A 23,510-nucleotide genomic window follows, 5' to 3' on the forward strand; every position below is an offset into this window, starting at 1 on the left:
GACGGTCAGCGGGCGCCAGCGGTCAGCGGGACTTGCGGGCGCGGCTGGCGATCTTGGCGCGCTCGTTCTGGTCGAGGATGACCTTGCGGATCCGGACCGTCTCGGGCGTGACCTCGACGCACTCGTCGTCGCGGCAGAACTCCAGGCACTGCTCCAGCGACAGCTTCTTCGGCGGGACCAGCTTCTCGAAGTTGTCGGAGGTGGCGGACCGGATGTTGGTCTGCTGCTTCTCCTTGGTGATGTTGACGTCCATGTCGTCGGCGCGGGAGTTCTCGCCGACGATCATGCCCTCGTAGACCTCGGTGGTCGGCTCGACGAACAGCACGCCGCGCTCCTGCAGCGAGGTCATCGCGTACGCCGTCGCGGCGCCCTTGCGGTCGGCGACCAGCGAGCCGTTGTTGCGGCTGCGGATCTCGCCGGCCCACGGCTCGTAGCCTTCGGAGATGTGGTGGGCGATGCCGGTGCCGCGGGTGTCGGTGAGGAACTCGGTGCGGAAGCCGATCAGGCCGCGGGCGGGGACCAGGAACTCCATGCGGACCCAGCCGGTGCCGTGGTTGGTCATCTGCTCCATCCGGCCCTTGCGGGCGGCGAGCAGCTCGGTGATCGCGCCGAGGTACTCCTCGGGCGCGTCGATGGTCAGCCGCTCGACGGGCTCGTGGACCTTGCCGTCGATCTCCTTGGTGACCACCTGCGGCTTGCCGACGGTCAGCTCGAAGCCCTCGCGGCGCATCTGCTCGACCAGGATCGCCAGCGCCAGCTCGCCGCGGCCCTGCACCTCCCAGGCGTCCGGGCGCTCGGTCGGGAGGACCTTCAGCGACACGTTGCCGACGAGCTCGGCGTCGAGCCGGTCCTTGACCAGGCGGGCGGTGACCTTCGCGCCCTTCATGCCCCGGCCGACCAGCGGCGAGGTGTTGGTGCCGATCGTCATCGAGATCGCCGGCTCGTCCACGTGGATGAGCGGCAGCGCGACCGGGTTCTCCGGGTCGGCCAGCGTCTCGCCGATGGTGATGTCGGGGATGCCCGCGATCGCGACGATGTCACCCGGACCGGCGGACTCGCCGGGCTTGCGCTCGAGGCCCTCGGTGACCAGCAGCTCGGTGATCCGGACATTCTTGTGCGTGCCGTCGCGCTTCATCCAGGTGACGTTCTGGCCCTTCTTCAGGTAGCCCTGGTGGATGCGGACCAGGGCCAGCCGGCCGAGGAACGGCGAGGCGTCGAGGTTCGTGACGTGGGCCTGCAGCGGCGCGCCCTCGTCGTACGTCGGGGCCGGGATCGTCTCCAGGATCGTCTTGAACAGCGGCTCGAGGTCGGGGGAGTCCGGCAGCGCGCCGTTCTCGGGCTGGTCGAGGCCGGCGACGCCGGCGCGGCCGGAGGCGTAGACGACCGGGAAGTCCAGCGCGTCCTGGCTGTGGTGGTCGTCGAGCAGGTCCATGAACAGCTCGTAGGTCTCGTCGACGACCTCGGCGATCCGGGCGTCGGCGCGGTCGGTCTTGTTGACCACGAGGATCACCGGCATGTCGGCGTTGAGCGCCTTGCGCAGCACGAACCGGGTCTGCGGCAGCGGCCCCTCGGAGGCGTCGACCAGCAGCACGATGCCGTCGACCATGGACAGGCCGCGCTCGACCTCGCCGCCGAAGTCCGCGTGGCCGGGGGTGTCGATGATGTTGATCGTCATCGGCTTGCCGTCGGCCGCCGGGCCGGCGTAGTGGACCGCGGTGTTCTTCGCGAGGATCGTGATGCCCTTCTCGCGCTCCAGGTCACCGGAGTCCATGACGCGCTCGGCGACGCTCTCGGCCTGGTGCGCGGTGAAGGCGCCGGCCTGGCGGAGCATCGCGTCGACCAGCGTGGTCTTGCCGTGGTCGACGTGGGCGACGATCGCGACGTTGCGCAGGTCGGTGCGGGCGGTGGTTCCAGGCATGGGGGTACGTCGTCGCTTCCGTCGGGAGTGGGGGGAGGCCGAGCGGGCCCCCGGGAAGTCTACGGCGCCCCTGCACGGGTCCCCACATCGTCGGGATCGCGTTCAATTGTTCCGAAGTCGGGGCGGGTGGGCGGCTCAGCGCCCGGAAGTCGGAACAATTGAACGGCGACCGGCCTCGGACCGCGCGGTCTGGGCGGCCCGCCGTACGCTCGACGCCATGGTCACGATCGCCACCACCACCCGGGTCGAGCGCGCCGAGCTGCTGGAGTTCGTCCGGCCCCGACACCGGATGACGCTGATCACCACGCGCCGCGACGGCCGTCCCCAGGTCTCACCGGTCACCGGCGGCGTGGACGCCGAGGGCCGGCTCGTCATCTCCACCTACCCCGACCGCGCCAAGGCCGTGAACCTGCGCCGCGACGCCCGGGCCACGGTCCTGGTGCACTCCGAGGAGTGGAACGGCGCCTACGTGCAGGTCGACGGCACCGCCGAGGTGCTCGACATGCCCGCGCAGGAGGCCGAGGACGCGCTGGTGGACTACTTCCGCTGCATCTCCGGGGAGCACCCGGACTGGGCGGAGTACCGCCAGGCGATGCGCGCCCAGGGCAAGTCGCTGATCCGGATCACCCCCGAGTCCTGGGGCCCGATCGCCACCGGCGGCTTCCCGCCGGACCGCGCGCCGCAGTGAGGCCGGCCCGGCCCGACCCTTGCCGGGTGTCGGTGCCGTGGTCTTGTCTGGTCCCATGACCACCCTCGGGACCTGCCGGTTCGTGCCGCCGTACCTCCTCGAGGCGCTCGCCGCCTCCGCCCACCCCGCCGCCGACCACGGCCGCGCGACCCTCGACGCGGACGCCCGGCTGCGCACCGCCCGGATGCTCCGACCGCCCGCCGCGACGCCCGAGGAGGCGGCGGTGGCCACCGGGCCGGCGTGGACGGTGCACACCGCCGACCACGGCTCCGCGCTGCCCGGCCGCGCGGTGCGGGCGGCCGGCGACCCGGCCTCCGGCGATCTCGCCGTCGACGAGGCGGCGACCGGGATCACCGGCGCGCTGGCACTGTTCGCGGAGATCTACGGACGCTCGTCGTACGACGGCCGCGGGGCCCCGGTGAGCCTGACCGTGCACTACCAGCAGGGCTATGACAACGCGTTCTGGGACGGCACCCAGCTGGTGTTCGGCGACGGCGACGGCCGGGTCTTCGGGCGGTTCACCCGGCCGGTCGACGTGCTCGGCCACGAGCTCACCCACGCGGTCACCCAGCACACGGCAGGACTGGAGTACGCCGGCCAGTCGGGCGCGCTCAACGAGTCGGTCTCCGACGTGTTCGCCTCCTGCCTCAAGCAGCGGCTGCTCGGCCAGACCGCGCTCGAGGCCGACTGGCTGATCGGCGAGGGCATCTTCCTGCCCGGCGTGCGGGCCCGGGCGCTGCGCGACATGGCCGCGCCCGGCACGGCGTACGACGACCCGGCGCTCGGCAGGGACCCCCAGGTGGGCTCGATGTCGGACTACGTCGACACCACCGACGACAACGGCGGGGTGCACCTGAACTCCGGGATCCCCAACCGGGCCTTCCAGCTCGCCGCGACCGCGATCGGCGGCACGTCCTGGGAGGGCGCCGGGCAGATCTGGTACGCCGCGCTGACCGGCGGGCTGGTCGGGGCGCAGAGCGACTTCGCCGGCTTCGCGGCCGCCACCGTGGCGGCCGCGGGGCCGCACGCCGACGCGGTGGGCTCGGCCTGGGAGCAGGTGGGGGTGACCCCGTCGGTCGCCTCGTCGGGCGCCGCGGGGGCCGGATCCGCGTCGGGCTCGGCGCCGGGAACGGGGGAGCGGGTCGCGGTGCGTCGTACCGGTGGCTTCGCGGGGCTGGTGGCCGCGGGGGAGATCGAGCTGGACGGCGACCCGCGCTCGGCGGAGGTGCGCTCGCTGCTGTCCCGCATCGACCGCGCGACGCTGCGCGCGGGGAGCCCGCATCCGGACATGTTCAGCTACGAGTTCGACCTGGCCGGGCACCGGGCCGTGGTGCCCGAGCAGCACCTCACCGCCGAGCTGCGCCGGCTCGTGGAGCTGGTCCTCGGCGACGGCTCGAGCTGACCCCAGGGGTAGTCCGTGACGTCCGGGCCCCGATCCAGGCCCGGGAGGGGCCCAAACGTCACGGACTACCCGGACGGCCGGCCCCAGGGGGCCGTTGGGGGTCAGGCGAGCGCGCGGTCCAACGCGGCCTGGACGTGCAGCGTGGTGCACGGGAAGACCGGGAGCTCGACGTCGGCCTGCTTGATCAGCAGCTCCAGCTCCGTGCAGCCGAGCAGTACCCCGCCGGCGCCGGCGTCCCAGAGCTCCTCGATGATCTCGACGACGCGCCGCCGGGTGCGGGGCAGCACCGACCCGTGCACCAGCTCCTCGTAGATGGCGGCGTTGAGCCAGTCGTGGTGCTGCTGCGCCGGTACCACCGTGGTGACGCCGTGGGTGGCGAGCCGGTCGGTGAAGAAGCCGTCCTCCATGGCGACCTTGGTGCCGATGAAGCCGACCTTGGCGACCCCCTGCTCCTGGCAGGCCTGCGCGACGACGTCGGCGAGGTGGATCAGCGGGATCCCGACCGCGGCCTCGACCTGGTCGGCGACCTTGTGGAAGGTGGTCGTGCACAGCAGCAGGAAGTCGGCCCCGGCGCGCTCCACGCCCCGCGCCGCGTCGGCGAGCAGCTCGCCGATCTGCTGCCAGCGCTCCTCGCCCTCGAGCTCGGTGAGCTCGGCGAAGTCGACGCTGCTCAGCACCAGCCGCGGTGAGCTCAACCCGCCCAGTCGCTCCTGCACGCCGAGGTTGAGGTCGCGGTAGTACACCGCGCTGCTCTCCCAGCTCATCCCGCCGATCATTCCGATGGTCTGCACGCACGGCAGTCTGGCACGGAGCCCGCCGTACGACGGGGAGCCGGCCAGCACCCGGACGCCGCCCGCCGAGTCGGCGCATGTTGACGCCCGCGCTCCGCCGAGTCGGCGCATGTTGACGCCCGCGCCGCGTCGAGTCGGCGCTTGTTGACGCCCGCGCCGCCGAGTCGGCGCATGTTGACGCGCGAGCTGTCAACGAGCGCCGACTCGGCGCTCAGGAGTCGCTGTCGCTGACCCGGTGCACCTTGTGCTGGGCGGCCTGGGCGCGCGGGCGGATGACCAGCTCGTCGACGTTGTAGTGGGACGGCAGCGAGGCGATCCACCGCACGGCCTCGGCGACGTCCTCGGCGACCAGCGGCTCGGGGACGCCGGCGTACACCGCATCGGCCTTCGCCTGGTCCCCGCCGAACCGCACCACCGAGAACTCCTCGGTGCGGACCATCCCCGGCGCGATCTCGGAGATCCGGATCGGCTCGCCGCACAGCTCCAGGCGCAGGGTCTCGGTGACGACCTGGGTGCCGTGCTTGGCGGCGGTGTAGCCGCCTCCGCCCTCGTAGGCGACCCGGCCGGCGGTCGACCCCATGTTCACGATCAGCCCGTCGCCGCCGGCGCGCAGCGCCGGCAGCAGGGCCTGGGTGACGTTGAGCAGGCCGAGCACGTTGACCTCGTACATCGCCCGCCAGTCGTCGGGGTCGGCCGACTCGACGGGTTCGGAGCCGAACGCGCCGCCGGCGTTGTTCACCAGCACGTGCAGCCGATCGCCGACCGCGGCGGCCAGGCCGGCGACCGAGGCCCGGTCGGTGACGTCGCACGCCACCGCCTCGCCGCCGATCTCGGCGGCGAGGGCCTCGACGCGGTCCCGGCGGCGGGCCGCGCAGACGACATGGAACCCGTCGGCGGCCAGGGCGCGGGCGGTCGCGGCGCCGATCCCGCTGCTCGCTCCGGTGACGACGGCGGTGCGTGGGGTGCTCATGCGCCGATTGTGCCCGGTGGGCTGAAGGGGGCGGAACCGGCCCGACGCCGCCGTGGCGGCAGGTCGGCAGCCGGTGGCAGACTGGCTGGTCGTCCACCGCCCTCTCGGAGCTGGAGACCATGGATCCGCACACCCTGACCCGACTCGCCGGCCTCGTCGGCGGCCTGTGCTGGCTGGCCCGCCTGCTGCTCGACCTCGCGGGCCACGGCGCCGGTGCCGCGGCGGGGGCGCTCTACTGGACCGGGTCGCTGCTGGTGGCGGTCGCGCTGATCGGCGCCGGCGCCGCCCTGGTCAGCAGCAGCGCCAGCTGGCTGCGCGCCATCGTCGGGGTCGCGTTCCCGCTGCTGGTGTGGTCGGTGCTCGGCGTGCTGCACAACGCCGGCCACCCGCAGACGATCGACGGCGTCGCCGGCCTGCTCGTCGCCGGTACGGCGGCCGCCGGGCTGGCCCGGTCCCGGCCGGACCGGAACGCCGACCGCCCCGGCCGAGGCCCGGCGGACCCGGGTGGCCCGGTGGACCCGAGTGGTCCGGCGGACCCGGGCGGGCGGCCCACCCCGGTCCACCCCGGACAGCGCCGGGCCGACGGCCGGCGTACCCGTTCCTCCCGTGGGGCGCACGCCCGCTGACCCGCCACGGGAATGCCCGGCGCTCGGCCGCGGTTCAGGTTGTGCTGAGGAGTCGACGGAAGGGGCCACGTGGAGGACAACAGGGACCGGCTCAGGCGCCTGGCGATGATCAGCCTGCACACCTCCCCGCTCGACCAGCCCGGCATCGGCGACGCCGGAGGCATGAACGTCTACGTGATCGAGCTGGCCCGCCGCCTGGCCCGGCAGGGCATCGAGGTCGACATCTTCACGCGCGCGACCAGCTCCGCGCTCGAGCCGGTCGTGGAGGCCGCCGACGGCGTCCTGGTCCGGCACATCCACGCGGGCCCGTACGAGGGTCTCGGCAAGGACGAGCTGCCCGGGCAGCTGTGCGTGTTCGCGCGCGAGGTGCTGCGGGCCGAGGCCGCCCAGCCGGTCGGCCACTACGACGCGGTGCACTCTCACTACTGGCTCTCCGGGCAGGTCGGGGCCCTGGCCCGCGACCGCTGGGGCGTGCCGCTGGTGCACACGATGCACACGATGGCCAAGGTCAAGAACGAGGCGCTGGCCATCGGTGACACCCCCGAGCCCGCGGCCCGGATCATCGGCGAGGAGCAGGTCGTGCAGGCCGCCGACATGCTCGTCGCGAACACCGACCTCGAGGCCAAGCAGCTGATCAACCTGTACGACGCCTGCGCGTCCCGGGTCGAGGTGATCCACCCCGGTGTGGACCTCTCGGTGTTCCGGCCGCACGACCAGGCGCGCGTGCGTGACGAGCTCGGACTGCCGCGGGACGCGGTCGTGCTGCTGTTCGCCGGCCGGATCCAGCCGCTCAAGGCCCCCGACGTACTCCTGCGGGCGGTCGCCGAGCTGCTCCGCCAGGTGCCCGCGCTGCGCTCACGGCTGGTGGTGCCGGTGGTCGGTGGCCCCTCGGGCAGCGGCCTGGAGCACCCCGAGTCGCTCGCCCAGCTCTCCACCGAGCTCGGCCTCGACGGGCCGGACGGGGTGGTGCGGTTCGTGCCGCCGGTCGCCCAGGCCGACCTGGCCCGGTGGTGCGCGGCCGCGACGCTGGTCGCGGTGCCGTCGTACAACGAGTCCTTCGGCCTGGTCGCCGCCGAGGCGCAGGCCACCGGCACCCCCGTCGTCGCCGCCGCGGTGGGTGGGCTGACCACCGTGGTCCGCGACGGGCACAGCGGCCTGCTGGTCGAGGGCCACGAGCCCCGCGACTGGGCGGCCGCGCTGCGTCGGGTCATCGAGGACGACGAGCTGCGGGTGCGGCTGGAGGTGGGGGCGCTGGAGCAGGCGCGCCAGTTCGCCTGGGAGCGGACCGCCGAGCGCACCCTCGACGTCTATGCGCGGGCCCGGGCGCTCATGCGAGAGTCGGTCTCATGACCGACACCCCCACCCGGGCCGCGGCCGACCCCGAGGCCGTCGCGACCATCCGCGACTACCTCGCGGCCAGCGAGCTGGAGTTCACCGAGCCCGGCGACGGGGTCTTCTCGTTCTCGCTGCCGGGGGAGAAGAAGCTGCAGACCGCGGTCCGGCTCGACGTCGGCGAGCACGCGCTCGGCGTGCACGCGTTCGTGTGCCGCCGCCCCGACGAGAACCACGAGCGGGTGCACCGCTGGCTGCTCGAGCGCAACCTGAGGATGTACGCCGTCTCCTTCGCCCTCGACCGGCTCGGCGACATCTACCTCGACGCCCGGCTGCCGCTCTGCGCGGTGTCGGCCGAGGAGCTCGACCGGCTCCTGGGCTCGGTGCTCTCGAACGCCGACGAGTCGTTCAACGCGATCCTCGAGCTCGGCTTCGCCTCCTCGATCCGCAAGGAGTGGGAGTGGCGCAAGCTGCGCGGGGAGTCCACGCAGAACCTCGAGGCGTTCCGCGGCTGGCTCGAGGACGGCCAGGAGCCCACCCCCGAGGGTTGAGTTGGGCCCCGCGCCGGGGTGAGTTGGGCCCCGCGCCGGGGTGAGTTGGGCCCCGCGCCGGGGTGAGTTGGGCCCCGCGCCGTGGTGAGTTGGGCCCCGCGCCGTGGTGAGTTGGGCCCCGCGCCGCGTCGAGTTGGGCCCCGCGGGCCCGAATTCCGGCGTGTCTGGCAAGGATGACGCCTTAGGGTCGCGCCATGGAGTGGCCGCTGTTCGACCTGCGGGTGAAGGCCGGGTCGGTGACGCTGCGGCCGGTCACCGACGCCGACCTCGAGGTCCTCGTCGGCCTCTTCCCGGACGACTTCGACCTCGACCCGAGGGCCGAGCGGTTCCGCGGTCTCGACGTACGCCGGGATCGGCGGCGGCTGTTCGCGCAGGGGATCTGGCGGTCGCGCGGGACCTGGTCGCCGGCCTCGTGGTGCCTCGACCTGGCGGTGGAGCACGACGCGCGGCTGGTCGGCCTGCAGTCGCTGGAGGGCGACGACTTCCCGGTGCTGCGGACCGTGGACTCGGCGTCGTGGTTGGCGCCCGCCGTCCGCGGTCGGGGCCTCGGCGTCGCGATGCGCACGGCCGCCCTCGGTCTCGCGTTCGACCACCTCGGCGCGGTCGCGGCCGTCAGTTCGGCGGTGCCGGGCAACGCGGCGTCGTTGGGGGTGTCGCGCCGGCTGGGATATCTCGACAACGGCATCAGCCGCAGCGACTCCCCGCACGGGGTGGTCGAGCTGCGCCACCTGCGCCTGACCGCCGAGGGGTGGCGGGCAGCCGGGCATCGCGTGGTGGTCGAGGGACTCGAGCCCTGCCTCCCGTGGTTCGGGCTCGCGCCCTCTTGAGAGGCGTCGGCCCGCTCTCGAGGCCCAACTCAACCCGGGGCGAGGCCCAACTCAACCCGGGGCGCGGCCCAACTCAACCCGGCCCGAGGCCCAACTCAACCCGGCCCGAGGCCCAACTCAACCCGGGGCGCGGCCCAACTCAACCCGGCACGGGGCCCAACTCAAGACGGGGCGGGGGTCCGCTTCTTGCGCCGGGCAACGGCCACGCCGACGAGCGCGAGCGCGCCCCCGGCGTACGCCATCGCCGGAGGGGCCTCGCCGAGGAACAGCAGGCCCATCACGATCGTCAGCGGCGGCACGAGGTAGGTCGTGACGCCGAGGTTGCTGGCGCTCATGTGGGTGAGCGCATACGCGTAGGTCGTGAACGCGATCGCGGTCGGGAAGACCCCGAGATAGACCACCCACAGGATCGAGGAGACCGGCGCGGCGGCGGTCTCGTGGACCAGCTGCCCGGCGAACGGCAGGCACACCACCGCGCCGACGGTGCAGGCCAGCCAGGTCACGTGCACCGCGGCGTTGCGGGCCAGTAGCGGCTTCTGCAGGATCACGCTGACCGCGTAGACGACCGCGCTGACCACGCAGAGCAGCACCCCGAGCAGGTCGCGGCTGCCGCCGGGGGAGGTGGAGAGTCCGATCAGCGCGACGCCGCCGAAGGCCAGCGCCAGGCCGACGCCGAGGAAGACGGTGAACCGCTCGGAGAGGAACAGCGCCGCGAGCAGCGCGATCAGCACCGGCGAGACCTGGATCAGCATCGCGGCGGTGCCGGCGTCCACCCGGCGCTCACCGTCGTTGAGGGCGATGTTGTAGATGCCGAACCACAGCACGCCGATGGCCGCGATCCGCAGCAGGTCGCCGCGGCTCGGCCGCGGCACGCCCCGGCTGCCGAGCGCCGCGACACCGAGGCAGACCGCGCCCACCAGCAGCCGGCCCAGCGACAGCGCACCGGGGGAGAAGTCGTCGCCGAGGTAGCGGATCGCCACGAACGCCGAGGCCCACAGCAGCAGCGTGACCGCGACCGCGGTGACGGGCAACCACGCGGCCGGGGCAGCGGCGGGCCCGGTGCTGCGCGGGCGGGCGGGCGTCGTCGTACTCACCGGACCAGCCTAGGTGGCGCCACCGACCGCGGACACGCGGATTCCGGACGTCGATGCGCGACTTCGCGCCACCGGCCGGCGAGGCCGGCGTGCTCCTCGACCGGCGGTGCTCGGCGGTGCTCGGCGGGGGCCAGTGGGCCCCCGTCCGAGGGGGGCCGCGCGGTTTGAACATACATTTGTTCAAACCGCGGACGCCCCCCGCCAGGCGAGGCCCCACGCCTGGAGGCGCCGCCGCCAGGCGGGCCCCACGCCGACGACGGGGGGCCGGCCTACAGGTCCAGCTTGTAGCCCAGCCCCCGCACGGTGACGAGGAACTTCGGCTCGGCGGGGTCGGGCTCGAGCTTGGCCCGCAGCCGCTTCACGTGCACGTCGAGGGTCTTGGTGTCGCCCACGTAGTCCGAGCCCCAGACCCGGTCGATCAGCTGCCCGCGGGTGAGCACCCGGCCGGGGTTGCGCAGGAACATCTCCAGCAGCTCGAACTCCTTGAGCGGCAGCCGCTGCTCCTCACCGTCGACGGTCACGACGTGCCGCTCGACGTCCATCCGCACCGGCCCGGCCTCGAGGGCGGCGGGCTCGAGCTCGGGCTCCTGGCCGCGGCGCAGCACCGCACGGATCCGGGCGACCAGCTCACGGGGGGAGTAGGGCTTGGTGACGTAGTCGTCGGCGCCGAGCTCGAGACCGACCACCTTGTCGACCTCGTCGTCCTTGGCGCTGACCATGATCACCGGGACGGTGGAGGTCTGCCGGATCTGCCGGCACACCTCGGTGCCGGGGATCCCCGGCAGCATCAGGTCGAGCAGCACGATGTCGGCGCCGTTGCGCTCGAACTCCGTGAGCGCGTCGGGGCCGGTGGCCGCGACCGCCACCTCGAAGCCCTCCTTGCGCAGCATGTAGGAGAGGGCCTCGCTGTAGCTCTCCTCGTCCTCGACGACGAGTACGCGGGTCATCGGTGTTCCTCCTGGTCGGGGTCTTCGGTGCGGGCCTCGGCCCGCGAGGTGTCGGTGTTGCCGGGGAGCACCAGCGTGAAGGTGGAGCCCTGCCCCTCCGCGGACCACACCCGGACGTCGCCGCCGTGGGTGGCCGCGACGTGCTTGACGATGGACAGGCCGAGGCCGGTGCCGCCGGTGGAGCGGTGTCGGGCCGGGTCGACCCGGTAGAAGCGCTCGAAGATGCGGTCGATCTCGCGCTCGGGGATGCCGATGCCCTGGTCGACGACCGAAATCTCCACGGTGTCCTCCTCGGCCTTGGAGGTCACCAGCACCGTGGAGTCGCAGTCGGAGTACGACACCGCGTTGGCGACCAGGTTCGCGACGGCCGCGGTCACCTGCTCGGGGTTCCCGAGCAGCTGCAGCCCGTGGGTGCCCCCGGTGACGATCGAGATCCGCTTGGCCTCGGCGTCGATCGCGGAGGTGTCCACGGCCACCCGGATGACCTCGTCGAGGTCGACGGCCAGCGGCGTCTCCAACGGCTCGTCGCCCTGCAGCCGCGACAGCTCGATGACCTGCTGGACCAGCCGGGACAGCCGGTCGCTCTCGGTCAGCATCCGGCCGGCGAACCGCTTGACCGCCTCGGGGTCCTCGGCCGCGTCGGAGACGGCCTCGGCCAGCAGCCGGATCGCTCCGACCGGCGTCTTCAGCTCGTGGCTCACGTTGGCCACGAAGTCCCGTCGTACCGACTCCACCCGGCGCTCGCGGGTCCGGTCCTCGACCAGCACCAGCACCAGCCGCGAGCCCAGCGGCGCCACCCGGGCCGTGACGTGGCGCGAGGGCAGCCCGCGGCGGACCATCTCGAGCTCGGTGTCGCGGATCTGCCCGTCGCGGCGGACCTGGCGCACCAGCTCGGCGAGGTCGTCGGGGACCAGGGCGGTGCCGCGGACCAACCCCAGGGCGTACGCCGGGGCCGAGGCCTTCAGGACCGTGTCGTTGTCGTCGACGACCACCGCGCTGCTGCGCAGCACCGACAGCACGCCCGCCACGCCGGTCGGGACGACGGGCTCCTCGACCGGGACCAGGTGTCGCTGCTGCCGCTCGCTCACGTGCCAGGCCAGCACGCCGCCGCCTGCCACGACCGCACCGATCAGCGCGGCGAGGAACGCCTGCGTCGTGGGATCCACGGCCCAAGAGTACGCAGGGATCCCGCCGGGCTCCGCGCGGGAAGTGGCGGCTTCGCAACGTTCACCGCGCGTTCACTCCACCGCCCCGGCTGGTCACCTGGGCCCCCTACGCTCCGGGACATGCGCGACGTGTTCCATGAGCAGCTCGACTCCGTGTTCGACGACCTGTCCGAGATCGGCAAGCGGGTCGAGGACGCCGTACGCCTCGGCACCGCCGCCCTGCTCCGCGGCGACGTGGAGCTCGCCGAGCAGGTGATCAGCGCCGACATCGAGATCGACCGGGCCCGGGAGCGGGTGGAGGAGAAGGCGTTCGCGCTGCTCTCGCTGCAGCAGCCGGTGGCCGGCGACCTGCGCACGATCGTGGCCGCGCTGCGGATGGTCAGCGAGCTCGAGCGGATGGGGGACCTGTCGGTGCACGTGGCCAAGGTGGCCCGGCTGCGCGCCCCCAACATCGCCGTGCCGGAGGAGATCCGCCCCGTGGTCGCGCGGATGGCCGACGTCGCAGAGGACATGGTGGCCCGGGTCCTGGCGATCATCACCGGCCGCGACGTGGAGTCCGCGATCGCGCTCGGCCGCGACGACGAGGAGATGGACCAGCTGCGCCGCAGCAGCTTCACCCAGCTGCTCTCCGACGACTGGGCGCACGGCGTCGAGGCCGCCGTCGACGTCGCCCTGCTCGGCCGCTACTACGAGCGGATCGCCGACCACGCGGTCTCGGTCGCCAACCGGGTGGTCTTCGTCGTCACCGGCCAGAACCCCCGGACCGTGGGCGCCTGAGAGGCGCCTCGGGGCCGGGCCGGGCCGGGCCGGGTTGGCTGCGGGCTGCAGGAATCCCCGGCCAGCCGGGGACTCCCTCGGTTGTCAGCCTCTGCAACGCCCATCAACCGAGGGGAGAGGCTGACAACCCCCCCGCGTCCCCGGCTGCTCGAGCTCGGGCCCGGCCAGCGACCCCGGTCAGCGACCCTGGTTGGCGACCGCGGCGGCGGCCTCGGCGGCCGCCCCGGGATCGAGGTACTCCCCGCCGGCGACGGGGGGGCGCAGCTGCTCGTCGAGCCGGTAGACCAGCGGCATGCCGGTCGGGATGTTCAGGCCCGCGATGTCCTCGTCGCCGATCTGGTCGAGGTGCTTGACCAGCGCCCGCAGGCTGTTGCCGTGCGCGGCCACCAGGACCGTGTGGCCGGCCCGCAGGTCCGGGACGATCGAGGACTCCCAGTACGGCAGGAACCGGGCGATCACGTCCTTGAGGCACTCGGTGCGCGGCATCTCGTCGCCGAGCCCGTCGTACTGCGGGAGCCCGACCTGGGAGAACTCGCTGTCGTCGTCCAGCGCCGGCGGCGGGACGTCGAAGCTGCGGCGCCAGAGCATGAACTGCTCCTCGCCGTACTGCTCGAGGGTCTGCTTCTTGTTCTTGCCCTGCAGCGCGCCGTAGTGGCGCTCGTTGAGCCGCCAGGAGCGGCGCACCGGGATCCAGTGCCGGTCGGCGACGTCGAGCGCCACCGCCGCGGTGTTGATCGCGCGGCGCAGCAGCGAGGTGTGCACCACGTCGGGCAGCACTCCGGCGTCGCGGATCAGCTCACCGGCGTGCAGTCCCTCGGCGCGACCCTTGTCGCTCAGCGGGACGTCGACCCAGCCGGTGAACAGGTTCTCGGCGTTCCATTCGCTCTCGCCGTGGCGGAGCAGCACCAGGGTGTGGGTCACGGTCACTCCGTCGGGGAGGGGCTCGGGGGCTCGGCCGGCTGGACGCCGCCCGAGGGCGACCCGGAGACCTCCGCCGGGGAGACCGAGGGGCTCTCGTAGGCGCTGGACCCGGACCCGGACCCGGACCCGGAGGAGTCAAGGCCGGCGTAGATGCCGTCCTCGACGACCACCAGCACGTGCAGGGACACCTGTTCGCCGGAGCCGAAACCGATCGTGACCGGGACGAAGTCGCCGGCCCTGAACGACCCGGAGACCGGGATGCCGCCCTGCTCGGCGAGGTTCACCAGCCCGCCCTTGTCGACGGTGATCGGGGGGAACGACTCGGCCTGCAGGGTGGTCCCGTCGGCACCCTGGAGCGACTCCACGGTGTTGGACTGCTCGTGGTTGTTGTTGGAGAAGGTCGCGATGAAGGTGCCGGAGTTGGGCTGACCGGACACGATGACGGCGCCGAGCACGTCGACGGAGGCGTCACGCTCGTTGACCCCGTTCGCCGCCGTGTAGGGGCGGTCGGTGGCGTAGTCGAAGCCGCACGACGTCAGCAGCGGTGCGGCGAGCACGAGGCCGCCCAGGGCCAGCGCCGTGGAACGGCGGATCGTGCGGCGAGGGTTGCGTCGCAGGTGCATCTTCAGGGCCTTCGCAGGTCATCGGCGGCCGTTGCGCGGCGCCGGGTACGGCGGTGCGGGGTGCACGGTTTCGCGCACAGCCTAGCGGTCGGTCGACACGCCGCCGGTGCGGGTCACCGGCCCAGGCCGAACTGGCTCCCCGTGACGAGCATCGCGGCCAGCACGAGCGCGGTCCACGCGAGCGCGATCACCAGCAACCGCGGGGCGCCGGTGCGCAGGGCCAGGCGCAGCGGCAGGGTGCGCCACCCGTCCTCGTTGTCGGGGACCAGGCCGGGCAGGGCGGCGAGGACGTGCACGCCGAGCCCGAGCAGGCCCGCGAGCACGGTCATCAGGATCGTGGGAGGTGCGCCGGTGGCCGCGCCGCCCCAGCCGCCGTACGAGACGTACGCCGGCAGCAGCGCGTAGGACGCCGCCCAGGTCAGCCAGGACAGCCGGCCCTTGCGCAGCACCACGTTGCCGAGCAGGCCGAGGACGAGGGAGAGCAGGTACGCGCTGCCGGCCGTCACCCCGCTCGAGATCGCCAGCGGGATCACCAGCAGCACGCCGCAGCCGAGCGCGAACCACACGGTGCCGGCCTCGAGCCGCCCCTCGGCGATCGGCTTGGCGCCCCGCTGGTGGCGCCGGTCCCGGTCGCGGTCGACCAGGTCGTTGTGCCAGCCGAGCACCGCCTGGCCGACCAGGACGGTGACCAGCACCAGGCCCACCTCGCGAGTCTCCCGGCCGGCCAGCGCGGCGGCGGCGGCCACGCCGAGCGCGGTCAGCAGGCCCTGCCGGGGGTGGGCGGTCCGGGCCAGGAGCACCGGCCAGGCGGTGGCCAGGGCGGTACGGCGCGGGGCGCGCCGCCGGGGCGGCCCGTTCGCGCCCGGGTCCCGCGGGGTGCGGCCGGCCCCGGCGGGGCTGCTGTCAGAGGGCGGACCCGTCGGCCCGTCGGCCGGTTCGGCGGCCGGTCCTGCAGCCGCTTCGGAAGCCGGCTCGGAGGCGTCCCCAGCGGTGGCGCCGGCGGCGTCGCGTCCCGGTCGTCTGCGCTTGAGGAGGGCCATGCCGGGAAGTATCGCCCGCCGCGCCTCCCGGAGGGCGGATTCCTCTCCCACGGGGCGGCCCTGGGCGGGTCGTGACGCCTCGCCACCACACGGATCCACAATCTGTCAAGCCGGGATTGTGGGCCTGACCTGCACAAACGTGGAAAGCGCGCCGAGTGGAACGTGTTAGACTGGTCACCGAGGAAGGGGTACCTGACATATGACGTTCACTGTCGGCGAAACGGTCGTCTATCCAAATCACGGGGCCGCGGTCATCGAGGACATCGAGACGCGGAAGATCAAGGGAGAGGACCGGAAGTACCTGGTGCTGCGGATCGTCGCCCAGCAGGACCTGGTCGTGCGTGTCCCCGCGTGCAACCTGGACCTGGTCGGGGTCCGCGACGTCGTCGACAAGGAGGGACTCGACCGTGTGTTCGACGTCCTCCGTGCGGCGCATGTGGAGGAGCCGACCAACTGGTCGCGACGCTACAAGGCCAACCTGGAGAAGCTGCACAGCGGCGACGTCATGAAGGTCGCCGAGGTCGTGCGCGACCTGTGGCGCCGCGAGCGGGACCGCGGCCTGTCCGCGGGCGAGAAGCGGATGCTCGCCAAGGCGCGGCAGATCCTCGTCTCCGAGCTGGCGCTGGCCGAGCACACCAACGAGGACAAGGCCGAGGCGCTCCTCGACGAGGTCCTCGCCTCCTGAACGACGCCTGAGCTCGTCGCGCGCAGTCTCGTGCGAGCCAGCCGACAGGGCCCCGGGTCATCGACCCGGGGCCCTGTCGCGTCCCCGGCCCCGCTCGGTAGGACCGTTGAGCGGCTCCTCCGGTTCCCAACCCGCCCCGGAGGTCATAGGTTCTGAGGGCTATGACTCTCGATCCGTATGACCTCCCGGAGGAGCCCACGCCCGCGCTGGGCACCGTGGTCGAGGCCGACCGGGGCTCGCTGCCGTTCGCGCTGATCCACGGGGAGGCGCTGGTGGCCTGTGCCGCGTGGGCGCTGGGCGACGCCGGCGTCACCCCGGTCGACGTCGGCACCGAGTGGGCCGAGCTCGTCGAGTCCGGCGAGCCGCTCGTGCTCCACGACGCGCTCTGCCCGATGACCCCCGCGACCTTCCTGGCCGCCTGTGTCGCCCGCGCGGTCGAGGCGGACACCGTGGTCGCCGGGGTCCGCCCGGTCACCGACACGGTCAAGCACGTCGAGGGTGGCGTGGTCGGAGCCACGGTGGACCGCGACGGCCTGGTCGCGGTCGCCTCCCCGGTGGTGCTGCCGCCGTCGGTGGTCGCCGCGCTCGACCGGCCCCCGGGCACGGACTTCGCCGCGTTGGTGGCCGCGCTGCGCGAGCGGTTCGCGGTGGAGCTGGTCCCGGCCCCGCCGGAGGGCCGCCGGGTCGCCTCGGAGGACGACGTACGGCTGTTGGAGGCGCTCACCGCCCCCTCCGCCGGCTAGCGCGGGACGTCCCGGCAGCTCACCGCAGCCGATCGGCCAGGGCGACGTCCTCGGGGAAGGTGAGCTTCAGGTTCAACGGGCTGCTCGGGACCGCGACGACCGTGAGGTCGGCGTACCGCTCGAGGCAGGCCGCGGTGTCGGTGCCCTCGAACCCGTCGGCCGCCGCACGCCGGTAGGCCGCGAGCAGCTCCGCGCCCCGGAAGGCCTGCGGCGTCTGCACCCCCGCCAACGCACCCGACACGGCGACGCCACCGGCGGTGAGCAATCCCGGGAGGGGTACGACGGGGATCGCGCCGCCGTGCTCCCGGGCGGCCGCGATCGTCCGCTCCCACAGCTGCTGGTCCGCGAGCGGCCGGGCGCCGTCGTGGATGGCCACCACGTCGACCGCGCCGGACTCGACGTCGCCGGCCAGCGCCCGCAGCGCGCGCCACTCCGAGCCGTGCCGCGAGGACCCGCCGGGCACCACGAGCACCTCCCGCTCGCCCAGCCACGGGGTGACCGCGTCGGCCACCGCCTGCTCCTCGCCGGGCCGGACCACCAGCACCACCCGGACCACGTCGGCGACCCGCAGCGCGGTGCGCACCGACCAGGCCAGCACGGCGGCGTCACCGAGCGGCAGCAGCACCTTGTTGACGTCCGCACCGACCCGGCTGCCGGAACCGGCGGCGAGGATCACGGCAGCGGCGGGCACGGGCGCGATCCTACGGAGCCCGTCGCGGGAGCGTCCTCGAGGTGCGGGGCCCGGTCGCGCTGGGGGGTGTCAACGAGCGCCGACTCGGCGGGCCTGGGGTGTCAACGAGCGCCGACTCGGCGGGCTGTGGGGCGTCAACGAGCGCCGACTCGGCGGGCCTGGGGTGTCGACGAGCGCCGACTCGGCGGGCTAGGTGGGGACGATGAGGGCGGTGGCGATCGCGGCGACACCCTCGCCGCGGCCGGTGAGCCCGAGCCCGTCGGTGGTGGTGGCCGAGACCGAGACCGGGGCGCCCACGGCGTCGCCGAGCGCCCGCTCCGCCTCGGCCTTGCGCGGGCCGAGCCGGGGTCGGTTGCCGATCACCTGCACCGAGACGTTCCCGATCTCGTAGCCGGCGGCCCGCACCCGGCGCGCGGTCTCGGCGAGCATCGCGCAGCCGGCGGCGCCGGCCCACTCGGGCTCGGCGGTGCCGAAGTTCGAGCCGAGGTCACCGAGGCCGGCGGCCGAGAGCAGCGCGTCGCAGGCGGCGTGCGCGGCGACGTCGGCGTCGGAGTGACCCTCGAGGCCCTGCGGCTCGTCCGGCCAGCCGAGCCCGGCGAGGTGCATGGGCGCGCCGTCGACGAGCCGGTGGACGTCGGTGCCGAGGCCGATTCGGGGCAGGTGGGTGGGCTGCACCCCCCGATCATGCCTGAGCGACAATCGGTGGCTGTGAGGACCTTCCGCGCTGCCCCGGCCGCCTCGGCTGCCCGGTGGGCGTCGTGGTCACTGGCCGGGGTGCTCGCCGGAGGAGCCGGCCTGGCCACCAGCTACTTCCTGGCGATGGCGATGACGCTGCGGGACTCGCCGGTGCTCGCGGTCGCGGAGCTCGTCATCCGGCTCGCCCCCGGCGCGCTGGTGGAGAAGGCGATCGCGACCGTCGGGCACCAGGACAAGCCGCTGCTGGTCATCGGCGTGCTCGTGGTGACCGGCCTGCTGTTCGCGTGGGCCGGCCGGTTGCGGTCCCGGTCGTGGTGGCAGCCGCTGCTGGTGTACGCCGGGCTCGCCGCCGTCGGCTCCTACGCCGTGGCCGACCAGCGCGGGGCCGGGTTCGTCGACCAGGTCCCGGTCGTGGTCGGCCTGCTCACCTGGGCCGGCCTGCTCGAGGTGCTGACCGCACCGCTGCGCGCGGGCGCCCCGAGCGAGGAGGCGACGGCCCCCGGCGTACGGGCCCCCGACGGCTCGCGGCGGGGCTTCCTCCTCGGCGGCCTGCTGGTCGCCGGCGTCTCGGTCGCGGTCGGCCTCGCCGGACGGGTCGTGGGCCAGGGCCGCCGGCAGGTGGAGCAGACCCGCCGGCTGCTGCGGCTGGCCGACGTCTCGGCGCCGGTGGTGCCGAGACGCGCGACCCTCGACCTCGACGGGCTCTCGCCCTGGGAGACGCCGGCCGACGACTTCTACCTGGTCCACACCGCGATCGTGGTGCCGGCCATCGCGCCCGACGACTGGACGCTGCGCTTGCACGGCATGGTCGACCGCGAGCTCGAGCTGAGCTACCGCGACCTGCTGGCGCGGCAGCACACCGAGGACTGGATCACCCTCAACTGCGTGTCCAACCCGGTCGGCGGACCGTTGATCGGCAACGCCTGGTGGAGCGGCATCCGGCTGGCCGATCTGCTCCGGGAGGCGGGCGTGCACGCCGACGCCGACGCGGTGCTGCAGACCTCGCAGGACGGCTGGACCTGCGGCACCCCGCTGGCCGCGCTGACCGACGACCGGCCCGCGATGCTGGCCCTGGCCATGAACGGTCGACCGCTCCCGATCGACCACGGGTTCCCGGTGCGGACGATTGTGCCGGGGCTCTACGGGTACGTCTCGGCCTGCAAGTGGGTGGTGGACCTCGAGGTCACCCAGTTCTCCCGGATCTCGGCGTACTGGACCCAGCGGGGCTGGTCCGAGCGCGGTCCGGTGAAGCTGTCCTCGCGGATCGACGTGCCGCGCGAGGGGGCGGAGGTGGCCGCGGGAACCGTCCGGATGGGCGGCGTGGCCTGGGCCCAGCACGTGGGCATCGAGTCCGTGGAGGTGGCGGTGGACGGCGGCGGCTGGCAACGGGCGGAGATCTCGCACCCGCCCACGACCGATGCGTGGGTGCAGTGGGTCGCCTCGGCCCGGCTCGACCCGGGGGAGCACCGGGTCAAGGTGCGCTGCACCGACCGCCACGGGCTCGTGCAGACCGGCGTCGAGCGTGACGTGCTCCCCGACGGCGCCACCGGCTGGCACACCGTGGGCTTCACGGTGACCGGCTCGTGACCGACTTCGGCGGCCGGACCGGCGCCGCGCTGGTCGTCGGCGGCAGCGGCGGGCTCGGGACCGCGATCGCCCGGATGCTGGCCCGGCGCGGGTCCGACGTCGCGCTGACCTACCGCAGCCGCAAGGACGTCGGCGAGTCCGTCGCGGCGTCGGCCCGCGAGTGGGGCGTGCGCGCCACGGCGTACGAGCTCGACCTGACCTTCGCCGAGGCCGCTGCCGATGTGGTGGCGGCCGCCGCCGAGGACTTCGGTGGCCTGCACACCGTCGTGTACGCCGCCGGGCCGCACGTGCCGCTCAGCCACCTCGCGGCGGTCGCCCCGGAGACGATGACCGGCCAGCTGTCCGCGGACGCCGCCGGGTTCTTCGCGGTGGTCCAGCCAGCGCTGCCGCACCTGCGACACGCCCAGGGCGCGATCGTGGCGGTGACCTCGGCGGCCACCCACCGCCACTCGGCCCGCGCCGGGCTCTCGGCGGCGCCCAAGGCCGCGGTGGAGGCACTGGTGCGGAGCCTGGCGGTCGAGGAGGGCCGCTTCGGCGTCCGGGTGAACGCCGTCGGGCCGGGCATGCTGACCGACGGGCTCGCGGGTCGGCTGATCTCCTCCGGGGAGCTCTCGCCGACCGACCTGAACCACAACCGGGCCCGGGTCCCGCTCAACCGGTTCGGCACCGCCACCGACGTCGCCGAGGCCGTCTGCTTCCTCGCCTCGGACCGGGCCGCGTTCATCTCGGGCCAGAAGCTCGACGTCGACGGGGGCTACGGGGCCTAGGTCCCGGCGCGGGCAACCACGCCACCGCGCGCCCTGGACGGAAGACGTCCGGCCGCACCCGGGTCGCGCCGCACGTCTGCCGGTGGGAGGGACAGGTCTAGAGGGCTGTTTCGGCCACGGACGCGCCGGGGTACTGCTTCGGCACCGCAGCATCTCGGATCTGGCAGCGGACATCCGAGATCTGGGGGGATCGATCATGAGAATCATCGCGGCCTTGACCGTGCCGGTGCTGTCGCTGGGGGCGACCGTGCTGACAACCTTGCCGGCCTCGGCGCACACGCCCGAGATCAGCGCCGACTGCGGCGGCGTCCACGTGGGCGCCACCGCCTATGACGCGAACATGCCGAACCGCTGGTCGGTGACCATCGACGGCGTGACCCAGGACGGCACCTTCGGGTCGTCCTTCGACCGGACCTTCCCGGTCCCCCAGGACGGGACGGCCGTCGACTGGTCGGCCTTCGTCGAGGCGGCCGACGGGAGCTACCACGGCGAGGACGCCGGCACGGTCGGTCCCTGCGGGACGCCGCCGCCCGACGCCTGCCCGGACCTGCCGGGCTCGCAACCCGGGGGGACGCCGTGCACGCCGCCGCCCGACGTCGAGCGCTCCGACCAGCAGCTGCTCGACGGCTGCGACGTGACGTTCCAGGGCACGACGTACGGCGCCGGCTCGCTGGCCTACGACGAGGAGTACACCGACACCTACGTCTTCAACGACCAGACCGACACCTGGGACCTGGTCACCGACACGACCGCCACCGTCACCCACGGGGCGTTCACGCCGTGGACGACCCAGGAGCAGGCCGACCACGGCTGTGCGCCGAAGCCGCACCACCCGCCGGCCCAGCACTCGACGCACACCTGGACGCACCTGGACTGCCAGGACCGGGTGCGGGTGACGACGACGGTGACCACCACCACGCCCTACGTCTGGGACGACGGGACCGACACCTGGGTGCCCGGCCCGACGGTCAAGCACCGGACCACGCACGAGTCCCCGGTGAAGTCGGGCGCGTGCTCCGACATCGAGGTGGACTCCGCCCAGGCGTCCACGCCGTCGTCCGGCCCCTCGTCCGGCCCCTCGTGGGCGCACGGGTCCGGTTCGCCGGTGCCGACCGTCATCGACGCCGGCCTGGCCGCGGCCCCTGCCGGCGCCCGGCCGGCCCCGGCGGGGGCGACCCCGGGTCGTCGGTCGCAGGAGCCCGTTGTCCCGGCCCTGCTGCTGGTCTCCGGTGCGCTGCTGCTGGTGGCCGGCGCGCGGCGGGTCCACCGCGGCTGAGCCCCGCGCCCCCGCTGTTCAGTCGGGCGTCCCGCGGCGGGAGGCCCGACTGAACGCGGCGGGGGGCCCGACTGAACCCGGCGGGGGGCCCAACTCAACCCGGCGGAAGGCCCAACTCGACGGTCACCAGTTGCTGTGGTGGCCGCCGGGGAGCGGGTGGGCGTCGTCGCGGATGACGTAGACCAGGCCGCCGGAGCGGGCCAGCCAGGCGTCCTCGAACTGGGCGCGGTCGTAGGTGCGGCGCACGCCCCGGCGGTGCCCGGCGGCCGGGTCGTTGACCACCACGTCGCCGGCGGTGGTGAAGCCGCGGATCACCACCAGGTGCCCGTTGGTGGAGGAGATCGGGGCGTTCGAGAGCTGCCCGGCGCCGAAGGAGATCGAGGCGACCAGCGGGATGCCGACCGCGATGAACCGCTCGGCCTCGTGCAGCGAGCGCAGCCGGGTCACGAACGCGTGGCCGGCCAGCGGGGCGGCGAAGGCGGCGTTGAACGGCCAGTTGCCGGTGCCCTGGTAGGCCGCGTCGTACGTCGACCGCGCGGCCTCGTCGACCCACGGGTCGGTGTGGCCGGCCGGGATCCAGTCGTAGGACCGGGGCCGGGGCAGGTCGCCGTAGTAGCCCAGCACCATCGAGGTCGACGTCGGCGAGCACCACGCCTCGCCGCCGCCACCCCAGGCGGGGTAGTGGCCGCGGTGCGCCATCTGCGAGTAGCGCGGCACGTCCAGCACGATCCCCGCGCGGCTGGCGCGGCCCGGCGCGGAGGTCGGCACGGTGCCCGACGGCACCCGCGAGGCCATCGCGCCGATCGTCGAGACCACCGGGCTCCTCGTGTGCGCGCCGCTGCGGCGCATCACCCGCACGTCGAGCCGGTACGACGTCAGCCCGCTGTCGGCGTGCACCTGCCAGGTGTCGGTGTCGACCGAGGCCAGGTCGTCGGCCTGCCCCGAGACCGACGTGCGCCGGGTGAACCGGTCACCGGAGGTCCAGCGCCCGAGCACGTCCCACGAGGACCGGGTGCCGTCGGCGGCCCGGCCGCGCACGCGCACCTCGATCCAGCTGTCGCCGGGGGTGCGCGCCGACCACGACGCCACGAGCTGGGTCGGCCCGAAGCCGGGGGAGACCCACGGGCCGACCCACCGGGCCACGTCGTACTGCCGGCCGTCGTAGCGGCGGTGCCGCACCGACGCCCCGTCCAGGGCGAGCCCGGGCTGCCACTCGGTGTAGGAGATCTCCCGCGGCGGTGGCCAGCGCCCCGCGGCCACCGCCGGGGCGGCCGGGCCGAGGCCGGGCAGCCCCCCGACGAGCAGGCCCGCAAGCAGGCCGGGGAGCAGGGTGCGGACGGGGCGGGGGCAGCGGAGGGGGCGCACCCGTCGACGATAGGTCACTTCAGCCCC

At 74.0% G+C, this 23,510-nt stretch carries 24 protein-coding genes; 12 read left to right on the forward strand and 12 right to left on the reverse strand.

The window, feature by feature from the left end:
- Positions 1 to 22: 22 nt before the first annotated feature.
- A complete protein-coding gene (gene typA, locus BJZ21_RS03220) occupies positions 23 to 1,918 on the reverse strand; it encodes a translational GTPase TypA (protein ID WP_179662438.1) in 1,896 nt (631 codons plus the stop codon).
- A gap of 217 nt (positions 1,919 to 2,135) precedes the next feature.
- Between typA and BJZ21_RS03225 the strand changes: the two genes are divergently transcribed.
- Positions 2,136 to 2,606: a PPOX class F420-dependent oxidoreductase gene (locus BJZ21_RS03225; RefSeq protein ID WP_179662439.1), complete on the forward strand. Its 471-nt coding sequence runs from the start codon at positions 2,136 to 2,138 to the stop codon at positions 2,604 to 2,606.
- Positions 2,607 to 2,661: 55 nt separating this feature from the next.
- Entirely contained in the window at positions 2,662 to 4,008 is a 1,347-nt protein-coding gene (locus BJZ21_RS03230) for a protealysin inhibitor emfourin (protein WP_179662440.1), read from the forward strand.
- A gap of 101 nt (positions 4,009 to 4,109) precedes the next feature.
- On the opposite strand, the gene BJZ21_RS03235 is transcribed toward BJZ21_RS03230, so the two are convergent.
- Together BJZ21_RS03235 and BJZ21_RS03240 are read right to left on the reverse strand one after the other, a co-directional pair.
- Complete coding sequence (locus tag BJZ21_RS03235; protein WP_179662441.1) at positions 4,110 to 4,799, reverse strand: amino acid racemase; 690 nt, start codon at positions 4,797 to 4,799, stop codon at positions 4,110 to 4,112.
- Between the two features lie 211 nt (positions 4,800 to 5,010).
- Positions 5,011 to 5,769, reverse strand: a complete 759-nt coding sequence (locus BJZ21_RS03240; RefSeq protein WP_179662442.1) for an SDR family NAD(P)-dependent oxidoreductase — start codon at positions 5,767 to 5,769, stop codon at positions 5,011 to 5,013.
- A gap of 119 nt (positions 5,770 to 5,888) precedes the next feature.
- Between BJZ21_RS03240 and BJZ21_RS03245 the strand changes: the two genes are divergently transcribed.
- The 4 genes from BJZ21_RS03245 to BJZ21_RS03260 all read left to right on the forward strand — a co-directional run bounded on the left by BJZ21_RS03245 (position 5,889) and on the right by BJZ21_RS03260 (position 9,105).
- Positions 5,889 to 6,395 (forward strand): hypothetical protein, encoded by a 507-nt coding sequence (locus tag BJZ21_RS03245; protein WP_179662443.1) that lies wholly within the window; start codon positions 5,889 to 5,891, stop codon positions 6,393 to 6,395.
- A 69-nt stretch (positions 6,396 to 6,464) separates the two neighbouring features.
- Positions 6,465 to 7,745: a D-inositol-3-phosphate glycosyltransferase gene (gene mshA / locus BJZ21_RS03250; RefSeq protein ID WP_425490500.1), complete on the forward strand. Its 1,281-nt coding sequence runs from the start codon at positions 6,465 to 6,467 to the stop codon at positions 7,743 to 7,745.
- Positions 7,742 to 8,278: a type III secretion system chaperone family protein gene (locus BJZ21_RS03255; RefSeq protein ID WP_179662444.1), complete on the forward strand. Its 537-nt coding sequence runs from the start codon at positions 7,742 to 7,744 to the stop codon at positions 8,276 to 8,278. The genes mshA and BJZ21_RS03255 overlap by 4 nt, the downstream gene beginning before the upstream one ends.
- Positions 8,279 to 8,472: 194 nt before the next feature.
- Positions 8,473 to 9,105, forward strand: coding sequence for a GNAT family N-acetyltransferase (locus tag BJZ21_RS03260; protein ID WP_179662445.1), 633 nt, complete (start codon positions 8,473 to 8,475; stop codon positions 9,103 to 9,105).
- 161 nt (positions 9,106 to 9,266) lie between these two features.
- On the opposite strand, the gene BJZ21_RS03265 is transcribed toward BJZ21_RS03260, so the two are convergent.
- The 3 genes from BJZ21_RS03265 to BJZ21_RS03275 form a co-directional block, all read right to left on the reverse strand.
- Positions 9,267 to 10,199, reverse strand: a complete 933-nt coding sequence (locus tag BJZ21_RS03265) for a DMT family transporter (RefSeq protein WP_343051930.1) — start codon at positions 10,197 to 10,199, stop codon at positions 9,267 to 9,269.
- A 269-nt stretch (positions 10,200 to 10,468) separates the two neighbouring features.
- A complete protein-coding gene (locus tag BJZ21_RS03270) occupies positions 10,469 to 11,146 on the reverse strand; it encodes a response regulator transcription factor (protein WP_179662446.1) in 678 nt (225 codons plus the stop codon).
- On the reverse strand, positions 11,143 to 12,312 hold the full coding sequence (locus BJZ21_RS03275) for an ATP-binding protein (protein ID WP_179662447.1): 1,170 nt from the start codon (positions 12,310 to 12,312) through the stop codon (positions 11,143 to 11,145). The genes BJZ21_RS03270 and BJZ21_RS03275 overlap by 4 nt, the downstream gene beginning before the upstream one ends.
- Positions 12,313 to 12,432: 120 nt before the next feature.
- Here BJZ21_RS03275 and phoU point away from each other — a divergent pair, with 120 nt between their 5' ends.
- Positions 12,433 to 13,089: a phosphate signaling complex protein PhoU gene (phoU, locus tag BJZ21_RS03280; protein ID WP_179662448.1), complete on the forward strand. Its 657-nt coding sequence runs from the start codon at positions 12,433 to 12,435 to the stop codon at positions 13,087 to 13,089.
- A gap of 177 nt (positions 13,090 to 13,266) precedes the next feature.
- On the opposite strand, the gene BJZ21_RS03285 is transcribed toward phoU, so the two are convergent.
- The 3 genes from BJZ21_RS03285 to BJZ21_RS03295 form a co-directional block, all read right to left on the reverse strand.
- A complete protein-coding gene (locus BJZ21_RS03285; protein WP_179662449.1) occupies positions 13,267 to 14,010 on the reverse strand; it encodes a phosphoglyceromutase in 744 nt (247 codons plus the stop codon).
- Positions 14,011 to 14,012: 2 nt separating this feature from the next.
- Positions 14,013 to 14,633, reverse strand: coding sequence for a hypothetical protein (locus BJZ21_RS03290; RefSeq protein ID WP_179662450.1), 621 nt, complete (start codon positions 14,631 to 14,633; stop codon positions 14,013 to 14,015).
- 113 nt (positions 14,634 to 14,746) lie between these two features.
- Entirely contained in the window at positions 14,747 to 15,673 is a 927-nt protein-coding gene (locus BJZ21_RS03295) for a UbiA family prenyltransferase (protein ID WP_179662451.1), read from the reverse strand.
- Between the two features lie 199 nt (positions 15,674 to 15,872).
- Here BJZ21_RS03295 and BJZ21_RS03300 point away from each other — a divergent pair, with 199 nt between their 5' ends.
- Complete coding sequence (locus BJZ21_RS03300) at positions 15,873 to 16,358, forward strand: CarD family transcriptional regulator (RefSeq protein ID WP_179662452.1); 486 nt, start codon at positions 15,873 to 15,875, stop codon at positions 16,356 to 16,358.
- A 161-nt stretch (positions 16,359 to 16,519) separates the two neighbouring features.
- On the forward strand, positions 16,520 to 17,101 hold the full coding sequence (locus BJZ21_RS03305; RefSeq protein ID WP_179662453.1) for a 2-C-methyl-D-erythritol 4-phosphate cytidylyltransferase: 582 nt from the start codon (positions 16,520 to 16,522) through the stop codon (positions 17,099 to 17,101).
- A 19-nt stretch (positions 17,102 to 17,120) separates the two neighbouring features.
- On the opposite strand, the gene BJZ21_RS03310 is transcribed toward BJZ21_RS03305, so the two are convergent.
- Complete coding sequence (locus BJZ21_RS03310; protein ID WP_179662454.1) at positions 17,121 to 17,792, reverse strand: 2-C-methyl-D-erythritol 4-phosphate cytidylyltransferase; 672 nt, start codon at positions 17,790 to 17,792, stop codon at positions 17,121 to 17,123.
- Positions 17,793 to 17,981: 189 nt separating this feature from the next.
- Complete coding sequence (gene ispF, locus BJZ21_RS03315) at positions 17,982 to 18,467, reverse strand: 2-C-methyl-D-erythritol 2,4-cyclodiphosphate synthase (protein WP_343051931.1); 486 nt, start codon at positions 18,465 to 18,467, stop codon at positions 17,982 to 17,984.
- Between the two features lie 33 nt (positions 18,468 to 18,500).
- Between ispF and BJZ21_RS03320 the strand changes: the two genes are divergently transcribed.
- The 3 genes from BJZ21_RS03320 (at position 18,501) to BJZ21_RS03330 (ending at position 22,118) form a co-directional block, all read left to right on the forward strand.
- Positions 18,501 to 20,075 carry a molybdopterin-dependent oxidoreductase gene (locus BJZ21_RS03320; protein WP_343051932.1) on the forward strand — a complete coding sequence of 525 codons (1,575 nt, stop codon included), beginning with the start codon at positions 18,501 to 18,503 and terminating at the stop codon, positions 20,073 to 20,075.
- The gene (locus tag BJZ21_RS03325) at positions 20,072 to 20,842 is read left to right on the forward strand and encodes an SDR family oxidoreductase (protein WP_179662455.1); all 771 of its coding nucleotides are present in this window, start codon (positions 20,072 to 20,074) and stop codon (positions 20,840 to 20,842) included. Before BJZ21_RS03320 ends, BJZ21_RS03325 begins: the two co-directional genes overlap by 4 nt.
- 196 nt (positions 20,843 to 21,038) lie before the next feature.
- A complete protein-coding gene (locus BJZ21_RS03330; protein ID WP_179662456.1) occupies positions 21,039 to 22,118 on the forward strand; it encodes a hypothetical protein in 1,080 nt (359 codons plus the stop codon).
- Positions 22,119 to 22,241: 123 nt separating this feature from the next.
- Here BJZ21_RS03330 and BJZ21_RS21640 read toward each other — a convergent pair whose 3' ends face one another.
- Positions 22,242 to 23,483, reverse strand: a complete 1,242-nt coding sequence (locus BJZ21_RS21640; protein ID WP_179662457.1) for a C39 family peptidase — start codon at positions 23,481 to 23,483, stop codon at positions 22,242 to 22,244.
- Positions 23,484 to 23,510: the final 27 nt, after the last annotated feature.

Origin of the sequence: Nocardioides panaciterrulae, assembly GCF_013409645.1 — a bacterium.
In the GTDB taxonomy this organism is placed as follows: Bacteria; Actinomycetota; Actinomycetes; order Propionibacteriales; family Nocardioidaceae; genus Nocardioides; species Nocardioides panaciterrulae.